The organism is Thermostichus sp. OS-CIW-20, assembly GCF_054061455.1.
On the sequence record NZ_JBSSEF010000012.1, the window covers coordinates 21,653 to 37,268 of the forward strand.

A 15,616-nucleotide genomic window follows, 5' to 3' on the forward strand; every position below is an offset into this window, starting at 1 on the left:
GGGGTGAGGAAAAGCTAGTTGAGAGGGTTGAAAGAGTTGAAAGGCTCCATCTGCCAGAGCAGACGGGGCGGGATCCCCAGCCCTTCGGTGAGGGGTGCGGGCCGTTGGGAAGTTTGGGGATCGCAGTCGTAGAGAGCGGTGGTGTAGCGGTAACTGCGGGGGGGGCCACCGTTGAGGCGAATGCCGCTAATTTCAAAGGTGTAGTTGCGATTGGGCTGGATCGAACCCACGGAGTAGGTCAAAGTTTCCAGGCCAAAGGCGGGATCCCCCACGCGGAGATCTCCAACAGGCACCGGCTCGCCGCTGAGGGCATCGGTGATGCGGACTTGGGCTTGGCTGAGATCAGCCTTGCCGCCACGGCTGGGCACCGAGAAAGACCAGCGGTAGGCAGACAGGGGCTGGCCGGAAAACCCTTCTAGGCGGTAGAGGTAGCCGTCTTTCTCCGGGAAGGCGATGAACTCTGGATCTGGCACCGACTCGTCAAAACCGAAGATCCAGTTGGCGTTGGCCTGGGTCACCCGTCCAGCCCGTGGGTCAAAGACAATGCCGTAGGCCCCCTGGGCGTACTGAGGATACAGGTTCCAGCGGCGATGCCCCACATCCACAAAGTTTTCTCGACCTGGCTCGGCAAAATAGATGTCCACCTGCCGCGCCAACACCCGGCCTGGATCGGGGCCGTTCAGCTCTAGGATGGGCCCAACCGCCAGGTTGCTGAAGCGGGATCCCGCCTCCCCAGCAGGGGTAAAGCAGCGCCAAGAAGGGGGCGGCTGGTGGCTGAGGGCGCCATTGGCCACCTGCATCAGGGCCGCCTGCTGAGCGGCCTCCAAGAATTCGGGATTGAGCTTCACCGGCGGCAACTCGTGCAACAGCCGCAGAAAGTTGAGCCGATCCATCATCTTTTGGGCTGCTGCCGGGGTGAGGCGACCGGGATTGCAGGTGGCAGCCTGAGGCTGCTCGGCATAGATGGGGCCGGCAAAGCTGCGGGTCTGGCGATCCAACTGGCACAAGAAACCGGCGATGGGCAGCTCCCCTGCCGGAGGGGGCCCCACCGCAGTAAGGGATCCCTCCCCACCGCCGCAGGCTGCCAACAGAAAAAGGCAGAGCAGACTCAAAACCATCCCTGCCCAGACTTGCTGCAAACTGGGCAGCCGCTGCCAAGGCATGCAAGATCCTGTGGGCTTACCGACCAGCGGGGGTGGGAGTGGGCGTGAGGCTGGGGGGACTGACGGTGCTGCTGCTACCCTCGTCGCAGGCAGACAACAGTCCCAGGCACAGGAACAGGGCCAGAGCCCCCAAGAGCTGGCGGCTCACCTTGTTGAGTTGGAGTGCGGCCATCGCAACAAACCTCCAAAACGCTGCCAGGTTTGACCCTGTTCTATCACCTGGCCCAACAAGTTGCTGTGCCGAGACTTCTGTCGGCAAGGGCAGAACTCGAACCCCAGTCAAGAAATGCTCACCCAACTCAGCCGGATCCTCTAGGGCTAGAACCTGAGTTCAGCCTCTGCCCCTTCCTATAGCGTAGCTGCGGATCCCCGCACCTCTTTCCGCGCTCAAGCGTAAAGACTACATCGATTTTTTTGCCGAGACTGCAGGGATCCGCCTTCAGGGGACGATCTGAAACTCCAGGTTGTAGGTCTGGAGCAGGTTGATCGTCTCGTGGTCGGTGAGGTTGGTGTCGGCCAGCTCCAGATTATAGAAATCGATGAACTCCTCGTGGTCGAAGTAGGGGCCGGCATGCCAGGTGCCCATCTCCAGTTTGATAAAGCGATCGCCGGGCACCCGAAAAGCCTGAATCTCGTCCACTTGCAGCTCGTCGGCGGGCGGCGCGACGGCGATAAACCACTCCTTGCCGTGCAGGGATCCCAGACACTGGGTGCAGCGGGTGTGGTGGGTTATCTGGCTAAACTTGAGGCCGCGGCGGGGCAGGCGCATCAAGTAGAAGCGGGGCTGGCCCTGATTCAAAACCAACTGGGCATCTTGGCTGTCGAAGGGTTTGTGGTCGGGGACAGGGTAGATCACCTGTCCGTAGGGGGCAAAGTTTTCCGGTTCAGCGAGATGGGCCTTCAGTTGGCGCAGTTGGCTGCTCACCCTGCTTGTCTCCTCTTTCCCAAACCTGTACCCATTGCTGCTCCGCGAGCCGGTCTCCCGCTGCTGCCGGCGCAAGGGCGTGAAGACCCAAATAGCAGAGCAGATCTTATCTTATCCAGATTTGCCGGTAGTCTCCTTCCAGCAAGGGATCCCCAAGCAGGAAAACAATCTCAGTAGAATGGGGACAATTTGTAACACTCGGCAATGGCAATGCAGCGGGATTTACAGGAGCTGGTTATTTCCCCTATTCAAGTGGAAAATCTTTCTGGGGTACCTGTAGCTTGGCTGTACCGGCCTCGGCCCGTCCGTCACTGGAAAGACTGGCTACAGCAGTTCTCTGCTTTCTGGGATCTGCTGCGCCTGTTGCTGGTGCTGGATCTCTTCTGTCGTGCCTTTTGGGCAGGCGGATCCCTGCTGACCTTGGTGGGGCGAATTTTGATCCCTGGCCTGCGCAGCAGTTGGGAAAGTTGGCTGGTGGAATGGGGAATCCTGACAGCCATTGCCGCTTTGGGCCAAGCCTATTGGATTTTCCGCAGCCGCCGCATGCCGCTGCTGTTGAACTTGCTGGAAGAAGTAGAGCGTTACAACCGCATTATCCAGGCCATTCACATTAACGACCAATTGGTGGAGGCGGGCAATCCTGAGGCCAAGCTGCCTCAGCGTAAGCAGATCATCGAGGCTCTGAAGCTGACTCGCAGCGACCTAATCCGCGCCTTGAAAACTGAACGGATCTTGCGGCAGAACAAAGACTTTATTGAGCAGCAAAGGGAGTTCTTCGGCGACGAGCTGGCAGCTCTGACTGCGCTCCAGCTAAGAGAACAGGCCAGCGAACAGTCGCAGCTTTTGGATGCTGCTTTGCAAATTGCCTTGCAGGTGCGCTCCCAACTAAGCCAACTGCAGAACCGGGGAGCAAATTGTTCCCAAGACAAAGATCAAGCTTCAGACAAAGCTCGAGACAAAAAAGATTAAAGCGAAAGATTAAAGCGAAGACACAAGTTACAGCTATTTCGACCAGGATACTGCACTGATATTGAAGTAACCAAAGCCTTGGACTACGGGAAAGTCGTTGTGAGGCTCTTTGTCGCCTTGATCTCCACTTTGGGAGAGGGTTCAGATCTGCCTGGAAAAGCGCTGGAGACTGTCGCGAAGCCCAGGGATCTTCCTTCTCGGCAACGCCCTAAAAAATGTCCTGACTCAGCAGCTTAGCCAAGCGCTCCAGTCCCTTTTTGACCTGTCGGGAAACGGTAACGGCACTGATCCCCAGCCGCTCTGCTGTTTCTTTTTGGGTGAGGTCGTAGAAGAAAACAAATTCCAAAATCTGTCGGGTGCGCTCCTCCAGCTTGGCCAAGGCATTTTGCAGGCGGATGCGATCTTCTTCGGCCAGTTGAAAGCTGCGGTAGCGCTGATCGGGAATGGTATCCCCTAGAGCAACGCTGTCTTCTTCAACCTGTAGGGGAGCATCTAGGCTGAGCAAAAGGCTGTTTTGTTGGGCCAGCTGCAGCTCTCGCCATTCCTGCTCCGTCAGTTGTAGGGCTTCCCTCACCTCCGCCTCAGAAGGAGAACGGCCCAATTCTTGTCTCAGGCGCGCGATCACCTTCTTGGCTTGTCGCTGCAGCGTCGCCCAGCGGCGTGGGATCCGTATTGTTGGGCTTTTGTCTCGCAGGTAGTGTTGAATTTCTCCGCGAATGTAGGGCATGGCAAAGGAGCTAAAAGCCAGGCCGCGGCTGATATCGAAGCGCTCGATGGCTTGGATGAGCCCTATGCAACCCACTTGCACCAAGTCGTCGTATCCTTCGTCGCATTGGTTACGCCAGTGGTGGGCTTCCTTGCGCACCAAGCCCAGGTTTATTTCCACCAGCCGGTTGCGCAGGGCTGGATCCCGAGTCTGGTGGTAGAGTCGCAACAGTGCAGCAGTTTGAGCTTTAACATCTTCATATTTGGATGCCATAGACGCACCCACAGCTCCGGATCCAGAATCCCCAGCACCAGCTTTGGCAGAAAACAGGGGAGCCGCGGCTGTCGATGGCGCCGGCGACTCGGAGTCGTCGAGAGAAGGCTGCTGAGGAGCCGTTAGCATAGACAACTACTTTTTTTCTTTTTGAGCTGAAGCCATTCAAGGTTGGATTCAGCACCCAAACAACTCAAAGGCAGAGGATGCCAGGCGACCCCCATTCTCCCTAGGCCAGACTTCTGCTGGAACCAACCGCGAAGAAGCTTGCAGGCAGACAGTATCAGGTTGTAGCCGTGAAAATGCTACCAGATGTTAACAAGAACACAGCTTGCCTCCGAGATCTGCCAGGAGCTGGAGTGTTCTTAGTTTACTGGGTTTTCCGCCGCAAGCAACAGCATCCCTACGGAAAATCAGCAGCTTTCTTCAGCAAAAGAGCCGAATTTCTCTCCGTCATTTGGCGGAATCGCCGGATTGCTGCTGCTGGCTCACTTTGGAACCTCAGAAGAAATCTAGGAAGCAGAGGATGGAGCCGTTCGCGTCAGGGAGGTAGAGTTCGTGTCGGTTCCAAGGCCGGAGAGGGCTGTCAGGAAGGCCGTAAAGCTCGGCTCACCGCGAATGAGGTCGAAATAGGGCTCAGAGGCGAGCAAGGGGCGGTAGCGTTCCGGCTGCAGGCGCAGGGCTTGCTCCAAGGCTTGCAGGGCCTGGGGCACCTGGCCTTCCCAGGCGCAGCAGCAGGCTTTGGCGTAGTGGGCCTCGGCATCGTCGGGATCCATCTGCAGGGCTCGGTCAAAACTCTGGATGGCCAGCCCGTAGAGGTTCAAGTCCATCAGCACCAGGCCGCGCTGCACCCAGATCTGAGAACGCCGGGGATCCTGCTGCAGGGCGCGGTCGTAGCTGTTGAGAGCTTCCATCCAGTTGCCCAGGCGGTGGTGGGCGAGGGCGTGGCCGGCCCAGAGAGAGGCCGACTCCAATCCCAGTTGCAGAGCCCGTTCATAGCTGGCCAGAGCCTCGGCGTAGCGCTCCAGGTGCACCAGGGCCAGCCCGCGACTTTGCCAAACCCGGGGATCGCTGGAATTGATGGCCAGGGCCTTGTCGTAGCTGTTCACCGCCTCCTGCCACCGCTCTAAGGAGGCCAAGGTCAGCCCGTGCAGATGCCAGGCTTCCCCGCTGTCGGGGCGGAAGGTGAGAACCTGCTCGTAGGCGCGTAGCGCTTCTTGGTAGCGGCCCAGTTGCCGCAGCGTGTTGGCCTGGTTAAAGCGGGCCTCGAAAAAATCCGGCCTCAGTTGCAAAGCCCGCTCGTAGCTGGCCAGCGCCTCCTGGTGACGGCCGAGATCGTCCAGCAGAGAGCCGCGGTTGTTCCAGGCTTCGGGAAAATCCGGCTTCAGCTGCAGGGCCCGGTCGTAGCTGGCCAGGGCGGCTTGGGCCTGCCCCATTTGGTCGAGGGTGGTGGCGCGGTTGTACCAGGCAATGGGATCCCGCGGCCGATCTCCCACCGCCTGCTCGAAGGGCTGCAGTTGGGCCGCCTGTTCCGCCGTAAGGGCAGAGAGGTCAATCGCCGTTGCCGGCAAAACAGTTGTCGAGTCTGGGGGAGCAGCTCGCTGCTGTCGCCGCAGCCCCCAGGCCCAGCCTCCCACCAGGAGCAACAGGCCCACTCCCAGCAGCAGCGCGCCCAAGTCGGTCGAGGCAGTTGCCAACGCCATGACTCACTTCCCCTCTGCGCGCCTCTACATCATCACCAAAAACGGCAGGGGATCGCTGGGCCCTGCCGGCGAGATCAGCTCGATGCGCTTTTCGCCGGGGTAGGTGCTGGGATCGATCTCAAAAGTCACAGTCAGCGCCTCGGCAGTGGCCTGCACCGGCTCTTGGGAGCGCCCCAAGGGATCCCCGAAGCTAACCCGGATCCCCTTGCCCGCCGGGCTGATCCGGATCTCCGTCACCTGATCCAGATGGGATCCCTCCAGCGTACAGACAATAACATCGCCCACAAAGGCCTCTAAAGGCCAGCCGCGTCGTACTTGGGGTCTAGGCATGCTTACTCCCTCTCCCGCTAGGGGCTGCTCTAGATCCTCCCCTCGGCTCCTAAGCACCCCAAAGATCGGCGGCAGCTCCAAAACCCTGGGGAGGAACTACCTGATGTTTAGCCCAAAGTTGTTGGCATGACAAATGGGTACCGACCCTGCGAGGGTAGCGCTGGTCCAGCCCTTTTGCGGGAGAGGAGGCTCGGAGGTTGGCAGCGGTGCCGTCCCTCGCAACAGCAAGTCTTGACCAGGGCCAACGCTCACCAGCCGCGGCACCTCCTCCAGGCTATCGGCCACGGCAAACAGCACCCGCCCTCGCGCCTGGGGATCCCAGTCCAGCAGCTCGGCATACCCCAGGGCCGGCGGTGGCTCCCAAACCTGTACCGGTGGGATCCTGTTCGAGTCGGCGGGCAAGGGCCAGATCACCGCCCGATCCCAGCTCAAGTCGGTCTGGAACCAGCCTGCGTACTCCCGCGCCAGCAGGGTGTTGTCCTGCCAGGCCAGAGGCAGGATCATGGCAAAATCCAATGGCTCAACGGGGTCGTACACAGACGCCGCAGCTTGATAGATCACTTGCAAGGCTTGGGTACGAGTGTTCTTGGCAAACAACACACTGGTCAACCGACTGGTCTGAGGCGTGGCAACCAAATCCAGACGAGTGTACACCTGCCACTGGGGATCCGGGGCCGGCAGGGGCCGGCTGCGCAACAGGCCCACCAGCGTACACTGCCGTTGCCGCGCCTGCTCCTGCAAGTCGTATACCCACTCCCACGGGATGGGCAAGGCAGGAGAAGAGATTGCTTCGGGGGCAGCCGACATTATGTCTTTTATGTCCTTCGGCCAGGCGGCGCTCCCCTCCGCCCAGACGATCCAAACCGCCACAAGGGCTCCCCCCAGTTGCCCCAGCCAGTTTTGCCTGAGCCGGCTCCCCATCTGCTCCACCTTCCGTCTTCACTGCGGTTCAAGCCCTGTCTAGGCTAGGTTAGTGCTCCTCCGCCAGCCGTACCTGTACCGACTGGCCATGGGCGGGCAGCCCCTCGGCTTGCGCCAGAGCTTGGATCGCGCCGGCCACCTCCTGCAGGGCTGCCGAGCCGTACTGGATTAGGCTGGAGTGCTTCAGGAAGGTCTCCACTCCCAGCGCTGAGGCGTAGCGGGCCGCCCCCGCTGTGGGCAAGGTGTGGTTGGGGCCGGCCAGGTAGTCTCCCACCGCTTCTGGGGTGTAGTGTCCCAGGAAGATCGCCCCCGCGTGGCGAATGGGATCCAGCAGAGCCCAGGGATCCGCCACCTGCAGCTCCAGGTGTTCCGGCGCAAACTGGTTGGACAAGTTGACCGCTGTGGCCAGATCCGGCACCACCGCGATCAGGCCGTAGTTGGCCACCGCCTTCTCCACCAGCAGACGGTTGGGGTGGGCTTCCATCTGGGTGGTTACAGCCTGCTGCACCTGTTGGGCCAGCTTGGGATCGGGGGTCAGGAGGATCGCGGCTGCTAAGGGATCGTGCTCCGCTTGGGCCAGCAGATCGGCAGCCACGTAGAGGGGATTGGCGCTCTCGTCGGCGATGATCAACACCTCGGAAGGCCCCGCCAGCGAGTCGATCCCCACCGTGCCGTAGACCAGCTTCTTGGCCAGCGTCACATAGATGTTGCCGGGGCCGGTGATCACGTCCACCTTGGGGATGGTCTCGGTGCCATAGGCCAAGGCCCCAATAGCCTGGGCCCCGCCGACGCGATAGATGGTGTGGATGCCCACTTCTTGGGCGGCCACCAAAATAGCCGGGCTGATCCCCTTGCCCCCCAGCCCGTCGGATCCCGGCGGGGTCACCATGACAATCTCGGGCACCCCCGCCACCTTGGCCGGAATGGCGTTCATCAACACCGTGCTGGGATAGGCGGCCCGCCCTCCTGGAATGTAGAGGCCAGCGCGATCCACCGGGCGGTACTGCTTGCCCAAGACGATCTCGGGGCCGGGAAAGCTCACCCAACTGCTGGGCACCCGCTGCCGGTGAAAGGCTTCGATGCGCTGTTTGGCCAAGCGCAGGGCCGATAGCAGTTGCGGAGATACCGCCTGGTAGGCTGCCTCCAGCTCAGCCCCCGACACCTTTAGCTCGGCTACGCTCAGCTCCACCTGGTCGAACTCCGCCGTGTAGGCCAGGAGAGCGCGATCCCCCTGGCGGCGTACCGCTTGTAGGATCTCCCGCACGGTTGCCTCGCGGTGCAAGTTCTGGTCAGCCTGAGTGCGCTCCGAGATCCGTCTAAGCTCGGCTTCAGCCTCGGCTAGCTGGGTGACGATTCTCAGCATGGCAACTCCTTCGCTTAGCGTGCCGTAAGCAGATGGTAGCGAGGGATCCGGTGGCATCGCGGTAGCAAAGCAGATCCTCGCTGCACCGGTTCGCAGTGACCAGAGGAGCTACCCTCGGTCAGGGATCTTGTCTGCACCTGGCGCGATCCGGGTTGAGCATGGTCATAGCTTAGCCTGGATTTTCCTCGACCAAGAGCCGATAGCCCTACTCAGGAAAAAGACTGGCCCCTTTTCATAGGCGCAGTTCTGACGATTTGATCAAGTTGCGAAAATCGTGGATCACCTCTTCGCAGCGGCGGAAAAAAGCCAGCACCCAGTCCCGCAGCACCTTTTGTTGAGATTCGTCCAGCTCCTTGAGGGTGCCCTTGTAGTGGATTTGTCCGCTGCGCTCGATCTCGAACTGATGGAGCCACTCGGCTGAGGATCCCTGGCGTTCCACCACTTCCTGCCGCGCCGCCTTCCAATAGTTGACGATCACCGCCTTGCCCAAATAGCCGCTTGTGATCTGGCAAAGACGATTGAGAGATTGCACGAAGACATCCATCTCCATGCGGCTGCCTGTCGCTGCCGGCTGGGTCGCCTCCTCCCTTGGTGTGGGCTTGCCTTCTGCTAGGGTGGAGCTGGGTTGGGTAAGGTTCCGACCCGTCTCCGCCTGGCTGGTCAACAGGCGCAAGGTGGCCAGGCCCTTCGGCGTATCCCGTTGCAGCTCGGCTCGCAGGCGGTTCACGGCCAAGGTGTAAACCGGCATCACCAGCTCGTCATTCACCGCCACCAGCAGCGCCCATTCCGGCCCAAGGGGGTAAACGAAGACCCGCTGCTCGGCAAACTGAAAGTCAAAATAGTCAAGTCCTGGGGGCATGGTCTCCAAAACTTGAAACAGCCCTTCGGTGAGGGCTTGCTGCTGTCGGCTGTCCAAGTTCTGAAAAGAACGGTAGAAAAAAGGGCGGCCTGTCCGACTTAGGAGCGCCACCCCCATCACCCCGCGGATGGACAAAAAACTCTCGAGCGTTTCCTTCTCCATGCCCCTCAGGAGCCAACTGGGCCAACACAACTCCTATCCTGGCTCAGATTAGCCGACACCGGCTGGCTGCAGCTAATACTGGCAGCCTAAAAGGCCAGGACGGGGACAACAACCGGCCTCAGAGAAACATCTGTAGCCTGCCCCCTTGCTGCTTCTAAGCTGGCTCTATGCGACTAGGCCTGCCGGAGACCAGAAGTGCCTTTGCCCAAAAATTCCCCAATTCGTTCTATTGCCTCTTCCAGCCGGGATCCCTCTGCCACCAGCGCAAAGCGGACATAGCCTTCGCCGCCGGGGCCAAAGCCTGAGCCTGGCGACAGAGCCACCCCGGTAGCCCGTACCAAGTCTAGACAAAACTGGGCTGAAGAGCCGCGATAGAACTCGGGCAAAGGTGCCCACAGGTACATGGTGGCCTCCGGCAGGGGCACGGGCCAGCCGATGCGGTGCAGAGCGGCCACCGCAAGATCCCGTCGCTTGCGGTATACCTGCCGCCAGTGATCCAAAAAGCTGTCGGGAGCTGCCAAGGCCGCCGCCGCCCCCCGCAGGATGCCCTGGTAGGGGTGGAAGTCGATGGTGGACTTCACCAGGCGCAAAGCTCGGATCAGCTCGCGGCTGCCGATGGCATAGGCCACCCGGAACCCCCCCATGTGGTAAGACTTGGAGAGGGAAAAGAACTCGATGGTGCGGGTCTTGCCGGGATCCGCCAGCAGCGCCGAGGGAGCCACCTGGCCGTCGAAACGCCAGTCCACATAGGGAAAGTCATGGGCCAGGAAGATATCGTGCTGCTGACAAAATTGCAGCGTCTCCTGCCAAAACTCTGGGGTGACGGTGGCGGTGGTGGGGTTGTGGGGATAGCTCAGCACCAACAGCCGCGCCCGACGGCAGATCCCCGCCGGGATCTCATCCCACTGGGGCAGGAAGCGGTTTTCCGCCCGCAGGGGCAGATAGTAGGGGATCCCGCCCGCCAGATGGATCCCGCCCCCATGGGAGGGGTAGCCCGGGTCGGTGATCAAAGCAACATCCCCGGGATTGAGCAGGGCCAGCGGTAGGAGAGCCGTTCCCTGCTGGGATCCGATCAGCGGCAGCACCTCAGTTTCTGGGTCGATCTCCAGGCCGAACTTCCTGAGATACCATTGGGCGCAGGCGGCGCGAAACTCGGCCGTATCGTGGAACAGGGTGTAGCCATAGGTGGAGGGATCTGCCAGGGCCCTCTGAATGGCTGCCAGCGCTTCCGGGGGCGGGGGCAGGTCTGAGGAGCCCAAAGAAAGGTCGATGACATCCAAGCCCGACCGGCGCGCCTCCCACTTGGCCTGGTCTAGCTGGTCAAAGACATTGGAGTGCAGCGGCTCCAGTCGTTGGGCGAAGGCAGCGAGCATGCGACAAGTCCAGGTTGGCTATTCCTGAATCCCCTTAGGGATTGCTGCCGGCATTAGAAGAGCTGGGGGCAGAGGGCCGTGTGGCCGCTGCCGGGCCACGGTCGAAGATCTCGATGTTCCACTGGCCGCGACCGTTGCTCTCAAAGGCGATAAAGCGGCCATCGCCGCTGATGGTGGGGTTGCGCACATCTCCCGGTACCCGGCTGCTGATATTCTCAACGCGGCGGGTTTGGCGGTCGTAGAGAAAAATCTCCGATTTGCCCAGCGCATTGGACACGTAAACGATGTAGCGGCCGTCGGCGCTGATGTCGGGCGAGGTGGCGGCCACGTCGCTGGAATTCAGGCCGGGCAAGTCCACCAGCCGCTGTTCCACCGTGTCGTAGAGAAAAATATCCTGGCTGCCGCCGCGGGCGGAGGAAAACACCAGGTAGCGACCATCCCCGCTGAAGGAGGGCTCCCCATCGGGGAAGATACTGTTGAGGCCGCTGCCGGCCAGCGTGGGGCGCGGCGTGCGAAACCCTGCCGGGCCACAACCGAGCAACAGGAGGCTCAAGCCGGCCCAACACCACCTGCTTGCCCAGCGGGTTGGGCTGCGTGGAATCTGGCCATCGGTCAGCATCGCATTGCCCCTCCAATTCTTCTCCATCATACTCAGTTGGCAACTCGGCTCGGCTAGAGTTCTACCTCGACGCCCTTCCAGAAGGCCACGTAGCCGCGGATGTTGGCTGCAGCCGGCTTGGGATCCGGGTAGTACCAGGCGGCGTCTTTGTTCTCCTGGCCGTTGACCACCAGGGTGTAGTAGCTGGCTTGTCCTTTCCAGGGGCAGGTGGTGTGGGTGGAGCTGGGCTGGAAGTATTCCCAGCGCAGGGATTCCGGCGGAAAATAGATGTTGCCTTCCACGGTTTCGTAGCGGTCGGTCTCCGCCACAACCACCCCGTTCCAGATGGCCCTCGGCATGAAAAACCTCCTGTCGCAAACTCCCAGTTCTCAACGTTAAAGTTGCAGATCCCGGCAAGGCCAACTGCCTTTCTTTGAGATTAGCGTTTCTGCTTATCGTCATCGTTGTCGTTGAGGGTTGACACCCGCCCCTGCCGGGCTGTTCTCCACTGCTATTGAGCGTCACTGCCATGGCTCGCCGCAACACCCTAGAAGATGACCTCAACTACCAGCAAGCCAAGCGCAGCCTGCGCCAGTGGGTGGCTCAACTGGATCTAAGCCCCCAGGAGATGGCGGGTTTGGAAGGGGAGCTGGAGAGCCTGCAGACGCTGCTGGACAAGCTGGAAACCGAGGTGATCCACATCGCTGCCTTTGGCCTGGTGGGGCGGGGCAAATCTTCTCTGCTCAATGCTTTGCTGGGGGAGCCGGTCTTCCAGACGGGGCCCACCCACGGCATTACCCGCACCCAGCAAGCGGCAGCTTGGAACATCAGTTGGGAAACCCGCCCCCAATCCCCCTTCTCTGCAGCAACCCTGCAGGGATCCCGTCTGCCCCCTGCCTCGGTGCAGTCGGTTCAGGTTAGTCACTGGCAGGGATCCCGTCTGGAGCTGATCGACACGCCCGGCCTGGATGAAGTGGACGGCGAGGAGCGGGCACGGCTGGCCCAGGAGGTGGCGCAGCGGGCCGATCTGATCCTCTTTGTGGTCTGCGGGGATCTGACGCGGGTGGAGTTTGAGGCCCTGGCGGCCCTGCGGGAGGCGGGCAAGCCCATGCTGCTGGTGTTCAACAAGATCGACCAGTACCCGGAGGCGGATCGCCAGGCCATCTACGACAAGATCCGCAACGAACGGGTGCGGCAACTTCTTTCTCCCGACGAGATCGTCATGGTGGCGGCCTCCCCGCGCGTGCCGCGGCTGGTGCAGAGGCCAGATGGCAGCTTCGGCGTGGAGATGGAGATCGGCCCCCCCCAAGTGGACGCCCTGCGCCTGAAGATCCTGGAGGTGCTGCACCGGGAGGGGCGCTCCCTGCTGGCCTTGAATGCCCTCCTGTTTGCCGATCGCGTCAACCAACAGGTCATCGAGCGCAAGCTGCAAAGCCGCGCCCAGCAAGCCCAAGACCTCATCGCCGCCGCTGCCCGCACCAAGGCGCTGGCCGTTGCCCTCAACCCCGTTACCCTGCTCGATACCTTGGGAGGGCTGGCCCTGGATATTGCCTTGATCCTGCGCCTGTCCCGCCTCTATGGCTGGCCCATGAGCAGCGCGGGAGCCGCACAACTGCTGCAGAAGATCGTCCTCAGCATGCTCAGCCTGGGGGCAGGAGAATGGGTGGCGCTCTTGGGCCTGGGATCCCTGAAAACCTTGCTGGGGGGATCCCTGCCCTTCGCTGGAGGATTCTCCCTAGGGGCCTACGGTTCGGTGGCCCTGACGCAAGCGGTCTTGGCCGGGTTTTCCTGCTACGCCATCGGGGAGGCGGCCCGTCGCTACCTGGCCCAAGGAGCCAGTTGGGGGCCAGAAGGGCCCAAAGCCGCCATTGCCCAAATTTTGGCCGATTTGGACGAGACCTCCATTACCGCGCGCCTCCGGGAAGAGATCCGCAGCAAAATCGGTTCGGCGCTGCTTTGAGATCCTACAGTCGAGAAGCCGAGCCCCTTGCACCCATGACCTACTGTTTTGGCATCCTCACCCGTTCTGGCTTGGTGATGGCGGCAGATTCCCGCACCAACGCCGGGGTCTCCTCTCCATCGACTCCACCATGAAATCCAACATCTCCGTCGGCCCCCCCATCGACCTGGTGATGGTACAAGCGGATCAGTTCAAAGTCTCCCAGCGCCTGCGCCTGCGCACCGGGGATCCCTACCTGGCCAAGATGCGCAAGCTCTGGGAGAGCGCCCTCAAACAAGCCTTCGACCAAATGCCGCCCATCGAGTGGAACCACTCAGACCCAGCGGATGCCGATCAAGAAGAGCTGATCGACTGAGGGGGGGAGATTGGTAGGATAAGGTATCCCTGCTCAGCCCTTGGTATGTCAGCCCACACCTTTCAGGACTTGATCTTTCGCCTGCAGCAGTTTTGGGGGGAGCAAGGCTGCCTCATCCTGCAACCCTACGACCTGGAAAAAGGCGCCGGCACCATGAGCCCCCACACGTTTTTGCGCGCCCTGGGGCCGGATCCCTGGCGGGTGGCTTATGTGGAACCTTGTCGCCGCCCCACTGATGGGCGCTACGGCCAAAACCCCAACCGTCTGCAGCACTACTTTCAGTACCAGGTTCTGATCAAGCCCTCCCCCGACGACATCCAGGAGGTGTACCTGGAGAGCCTGCGGGCCCTGGGCATTGACCCGGCAGAACACGACATTCGCTTTGTGGAAGATGATTGGGAATCTCCCACCTTGGGGGCTTGGGGTGTGGGCTGGGAAGTGTGGCTAGATGGCATGGAAATAACCCAATTCACCTACTTCCAGCAAGTGGGCGGGCTGGATTGTCGCCCCGTTTCTGTGGAGATTACCTACGGCCTAGAGCGCCTGGCCATGTACCTACAGGGGGTGGACTCGGTTTTCGACCTCTGCTGGGGTGAGCACCCTTCCCTAGGCCGGATTACCTATGGGCAAATCTATTTCCAAAACGAGGTGGAGCAGTCCTACTACAACTTCGAGTATTCGGATCCCGAGATGCTGCTGGAGCTGTTCCGCCTCTACGAAGCTGAAGCCAAGCGCCTGATCGAAACCACACAGCAGAAGCTGCAAAAACAGGTGCTTCCCGATCGGCTGGCGGTGTCGCTGCTCCTGCCCGCCTACGACTATGTGCTCAAGTGCTCCCACACCTTCAACCTGCTCGATGCCCGCGGCGTCATTGCCGTAGCCGAGCGCACCCTCTACATTGGGCGCATCCGCAACCTGGCCCGACAATTGGCAGAGCTGTACGTTAGCCAAGCCGACCGCCCTGGATCCAGCTATGCCCTGCGGCAGCCGGAACCCACCCTGATCTCCAAAGGCGCCTGGGCTAATGGCTAGGGAAAAAGATCCCTGTTTTCGCTATGATGGGTGATTGGTATCAGCAGGCGCTGGCCTGCCGTGGCCACCCTTACCTTAGGATAATCGACACTCTCGTTTTCACCCTCTTTTCCTGACCAGTCCACCTTTATTCCGAGAAAAATCTTTATGTTTCGCCATCCCGTCACGCGGGTTTCCATCTTTATCGATGGGAACAATATGTTTTATGCTCAACAAAAAAATGGCTGGTTTTTCGACCCGCGCCGAGTCTTGGATTATTTTGTCAGGTCACAGCCCAACGTCGAGCTAGTCAACGCATTTTGGTACACCGGCATCAAGGATCCCAACGATCAAAGGGCCTTTCGAGATGCTCTGATCAGCTTGGGTTTTACGGTGCGCACCAAGATCCTTAAAGAGTATCGAGACGAAGACTCTGGCCGCTACTCCCAGAAGGCCAACCTGGATATCGAGATCGTCATCGATATGTTCAACACGGTTGGGCAATACGACAGGATCATCTTGTTTAGCGGCGATGGCGATTTTGAGCGGGCCGTTGAGCTGTTGCGCTCCAAAAACACTTTGATTACAGTCGTCTCCACTGAAGGAATGATCGCCCGCGAGCTGCGCAATGCCACCGATCGCTACATCGACCTCAACGACATTCGCCCCTACATCGAGAAGCTGGATAAGTAGGGCTGATCCCTCTACTCTCGAGCTGGCCCCACAGCTCCCCGGCGGAGTTGTCACAACCCACCTGAGGTCCTTCGGGTTTCTCCGCCTTGAGAGAAAGTCTGCTTGGTAAAATTGCTGCCACGCAAGCGACCCATCTGTTACACCGGCCATCGTCGGCGTTGCCGGGAAAAGCTGTCCCAGCCACTTTAACTTCTGGGCAACCTTGGCCCAGGCAGAGGGCCAAAGAGGCTAGCATTGTAAAAAATCTTTGCC

Annotated in this window: 16 protein-coding genes and 1 pseudogene; 5 read left to right on the top strand and 12 right to left on the bottom strand. The window is 60.5% G+C overall.

Annotated elements, in window-relative coordinates:
* Window positions 1–14: 14 nt before the first annotated feature.
* The 3 genes from ACVWXC_RS06385 to ACVWXC_RS06395 form a co-directional block, all read right to left on the bottom strand.
* The gene (locus ACVWXC_RS06385) at window positions 15–1,163 is read right to left on the bottom strand and encodes a CAP domain-containing protein (protein WP_099884223.1); all 1,149 of its coding nucleotides are present in this window, start codon (window positions 1,161–1,163) and stop codon (window positions 15–17) included.
* 16 nt (window positions 1,164–1,179) lie between these two features.
* A complete protein-coding gene (locus ACVWXC_RS06390) occupies window positions 1,180–1,335 on the bottom strand; it encodes a hypothetical protein (RefSeq protein WP_168173315.1) in 156 nt (51 codons plus the stop codon).
* 267 nt (window positions 1,336–1,602) lie between these two features.
* Window positions 1,603–2,088, bottom strand: a complete 486-nt coding sequence (locus ACVWXC_RS06395) for an ureidoglycolate lyase (RefSeq protein WP_099813246.1) — start codon at window positions 2,086–2,088, stop codon at window positions 1,603–1,605.
* Between the two features lie 210 nt (window positions 2,089–2,298).
* On the opposite strand from ACVWXC_RS06395, the gene ACVWXC_RS06400 reads away from it, so the two are divergent.
* Complete coding sequence (locus ACVWXC_RS06400) at window positions 2,299–3,057, top strand: hypothetical protein (RefSeq protein ID WP_457391718.1); 759 nt, start codon at window positions 2,299–2,301, stop codon at window positions 3,055–3,057.
* A 208-nt stretch (window positions 3,058–3,265) separates the two neighbouring features.
* Here ACVWXC_RS06400 and ACVWXC_RS06405 read toward each other — a convergent pair whose 3' ends face one another.
* From ACVWXC_RS06405 to ACVWXC_RS06445, 9 genes are all read right to left on the bottom strand, one after another.
* Window positions 3,266–4,036 carry an RNA polymerase sigma factor SigF gene (locus ACVWXC_RS06405; protein WP_457391720.1) on the bottom strand — a complete coding sequence of 257 codons (771 nt, stop codon included), beginning with the start codon at window positions 4,034–4,036 and terminating at the stop codon, window positions 3,266–3,268.
* A 512-nt stretch (window positions 4,037–4,548) separates the two neighbouring features.
* Window positions 4,549–5,739 (bottom strand): tetratricopeptide repeat protein, encoded by a 1,191-nt coding sequence (locus ACVWXC_RS06410; protein ID WP_457391722.1) that lies wholly within the window; start codon window positions 5,737–5,739, stop codon window positions 4,549–4,551.
* Window positions 5,740–5,763: 24 nt separating this feature from the next.
* Entirely contained in the window at window positions 5,764–6,069 is a 306-nt protein-coding gene (locus ACVWXC_RS06415) for a hypothetical protein (protein WP_011429496.1), read from the bottom strand.
* 96 nt (window positions 6,070–6,165) lie between these two features.
* Complete coding sequence (locus ACVWXC_RS06420; RefSeq protein ID WP_041438096.1) at window positions 6,166–6,990, bottom strand: hypothetical protein; 825 nt, start codon at window positions 6,988–6,990, stop codon at window positions 6,166–6,168.
* 49 nt (window positions 6,991–7,039) lie between these two features.
* Window positions 7,040–8,353: a histidinol dehydrogenase gene (hisD, locus tag ACVWXC_RS06425; protein ID WP_011429494.1), complete on the bottom strand. Its 1,314-nt coding sequence runs from the start codon at window positions 8,351–8,353 to the stop codon at window positions 7,040–7,042.
* Between the two features lie 232 nt (window positions 8,354–8,585).
* On the bottom strand, window positions 8,586–9,374 hold the full coding sequence (locus tag ACVWXC_RS06430) for a hypothetical protein (RefSeq protein WP_457391725.1): 789 nt from the start codon (window positions 9,372–9,374) through the stop codon (window positions 8,586–8,588).
* 173 nt (window positions 9,375–9,547) lie between these two features.
* Window positions 9,548–10,747, bottom strand: coding sequence for an LL-diaminopimelate aminotransferase (locus tag ACVWXC_RS06435; protein WP_457391727.1), 1,200 nt, complete (start codon window positions 10,745–10,747; stop codon window positions 9,548–9,550).
* A gap of 34 nt (window positions 10,748–10,781) precedes the next feature.
* Complete coding sequence (locus ACVWXC_RS06440; RefSeq protein WP_011429491.1) at window positions 10,782–11,366, bottom strand: TolB family protein; 585 nt, start codon at window positions 11,364–11,366, stop codon at window positions 10,782–10,784.
* 53 nt (window positions 11,367–11,419) lie between these two features.
* The gene (locus ACVWXC_RS06445; protein WP_011429490.1) at window positions 11,420–11,704 is read right to left on the bottom strand and encodes a DUF427 domain-containing protein; all 285 of its coding nucleotides are present in this window, start codon (window positions 11,702–11,704) and stop codon (window positions 11,420–11,422) included.
* Window positions 11,705–11,874: 170 nt separating this feature from the next.
* On the opposite strand from ACVWXC_RS06445, the gene ACVWXC_RS06450 reads away from it, so the two are divergent.
* The 4 genes and pseudogenes from ACVWXC_RS06450 to ACVWXC_RS06465 all read left to right on the top strand — a co-directional run bounded on the left by ACVWXC_RS06450 (window position 11,875) and on the right by ACVWXC_RS06465 (window position 15,364).
* Entirely contained in the window at window positions 11,875–13,305 is a 1,431-nt protein-coding gene (locus tag ACVWXC_RS06450; RefSeq protein ID WP_457391729.1) for a DUF697 domain-containing protein, read from the top strand.
* A 109-nt stretch (window positions 13,306–13,414) separates the two neighbouring features.
* Window positions 13,415–13,660: pseudogene (locus ACVWXC_RS06455) on the top strand (peptidase); the annotation flags it as partial.
* A gap of 45 nt (window positions 13,661–13,705) precedes the next feature.
* Window positions 13,706–14,692 carry a glycine--tRNA ligase subunit alpha gene (gene glyQ, locus ACVWXC_RS06460; protein WP_011429487.1) on the top strand — a complete coding sequence of 329 codons (987 nt, stop codon included), beginning with the start codon at window positions 13,706–13,708 and terminating at the stop codon, window positions 14,690–14,692.
* A gap of 147 nt (window positions 14,693–14,839) precedes the next feature.
* Complete coding sequence (locus ACVWXC_RS06465; RefSeq protein WP_011429486.1) at window positions 14,840–15,364, top strand: low amplitude/bright protein LabA; 525 nt, start codon at window positions 14,840–14,842, stop codon at window positions 15,362–15,364.
* The last annotated feature ends 252 nt before the right edge of the window (window positions 15,365–15,616 follow it).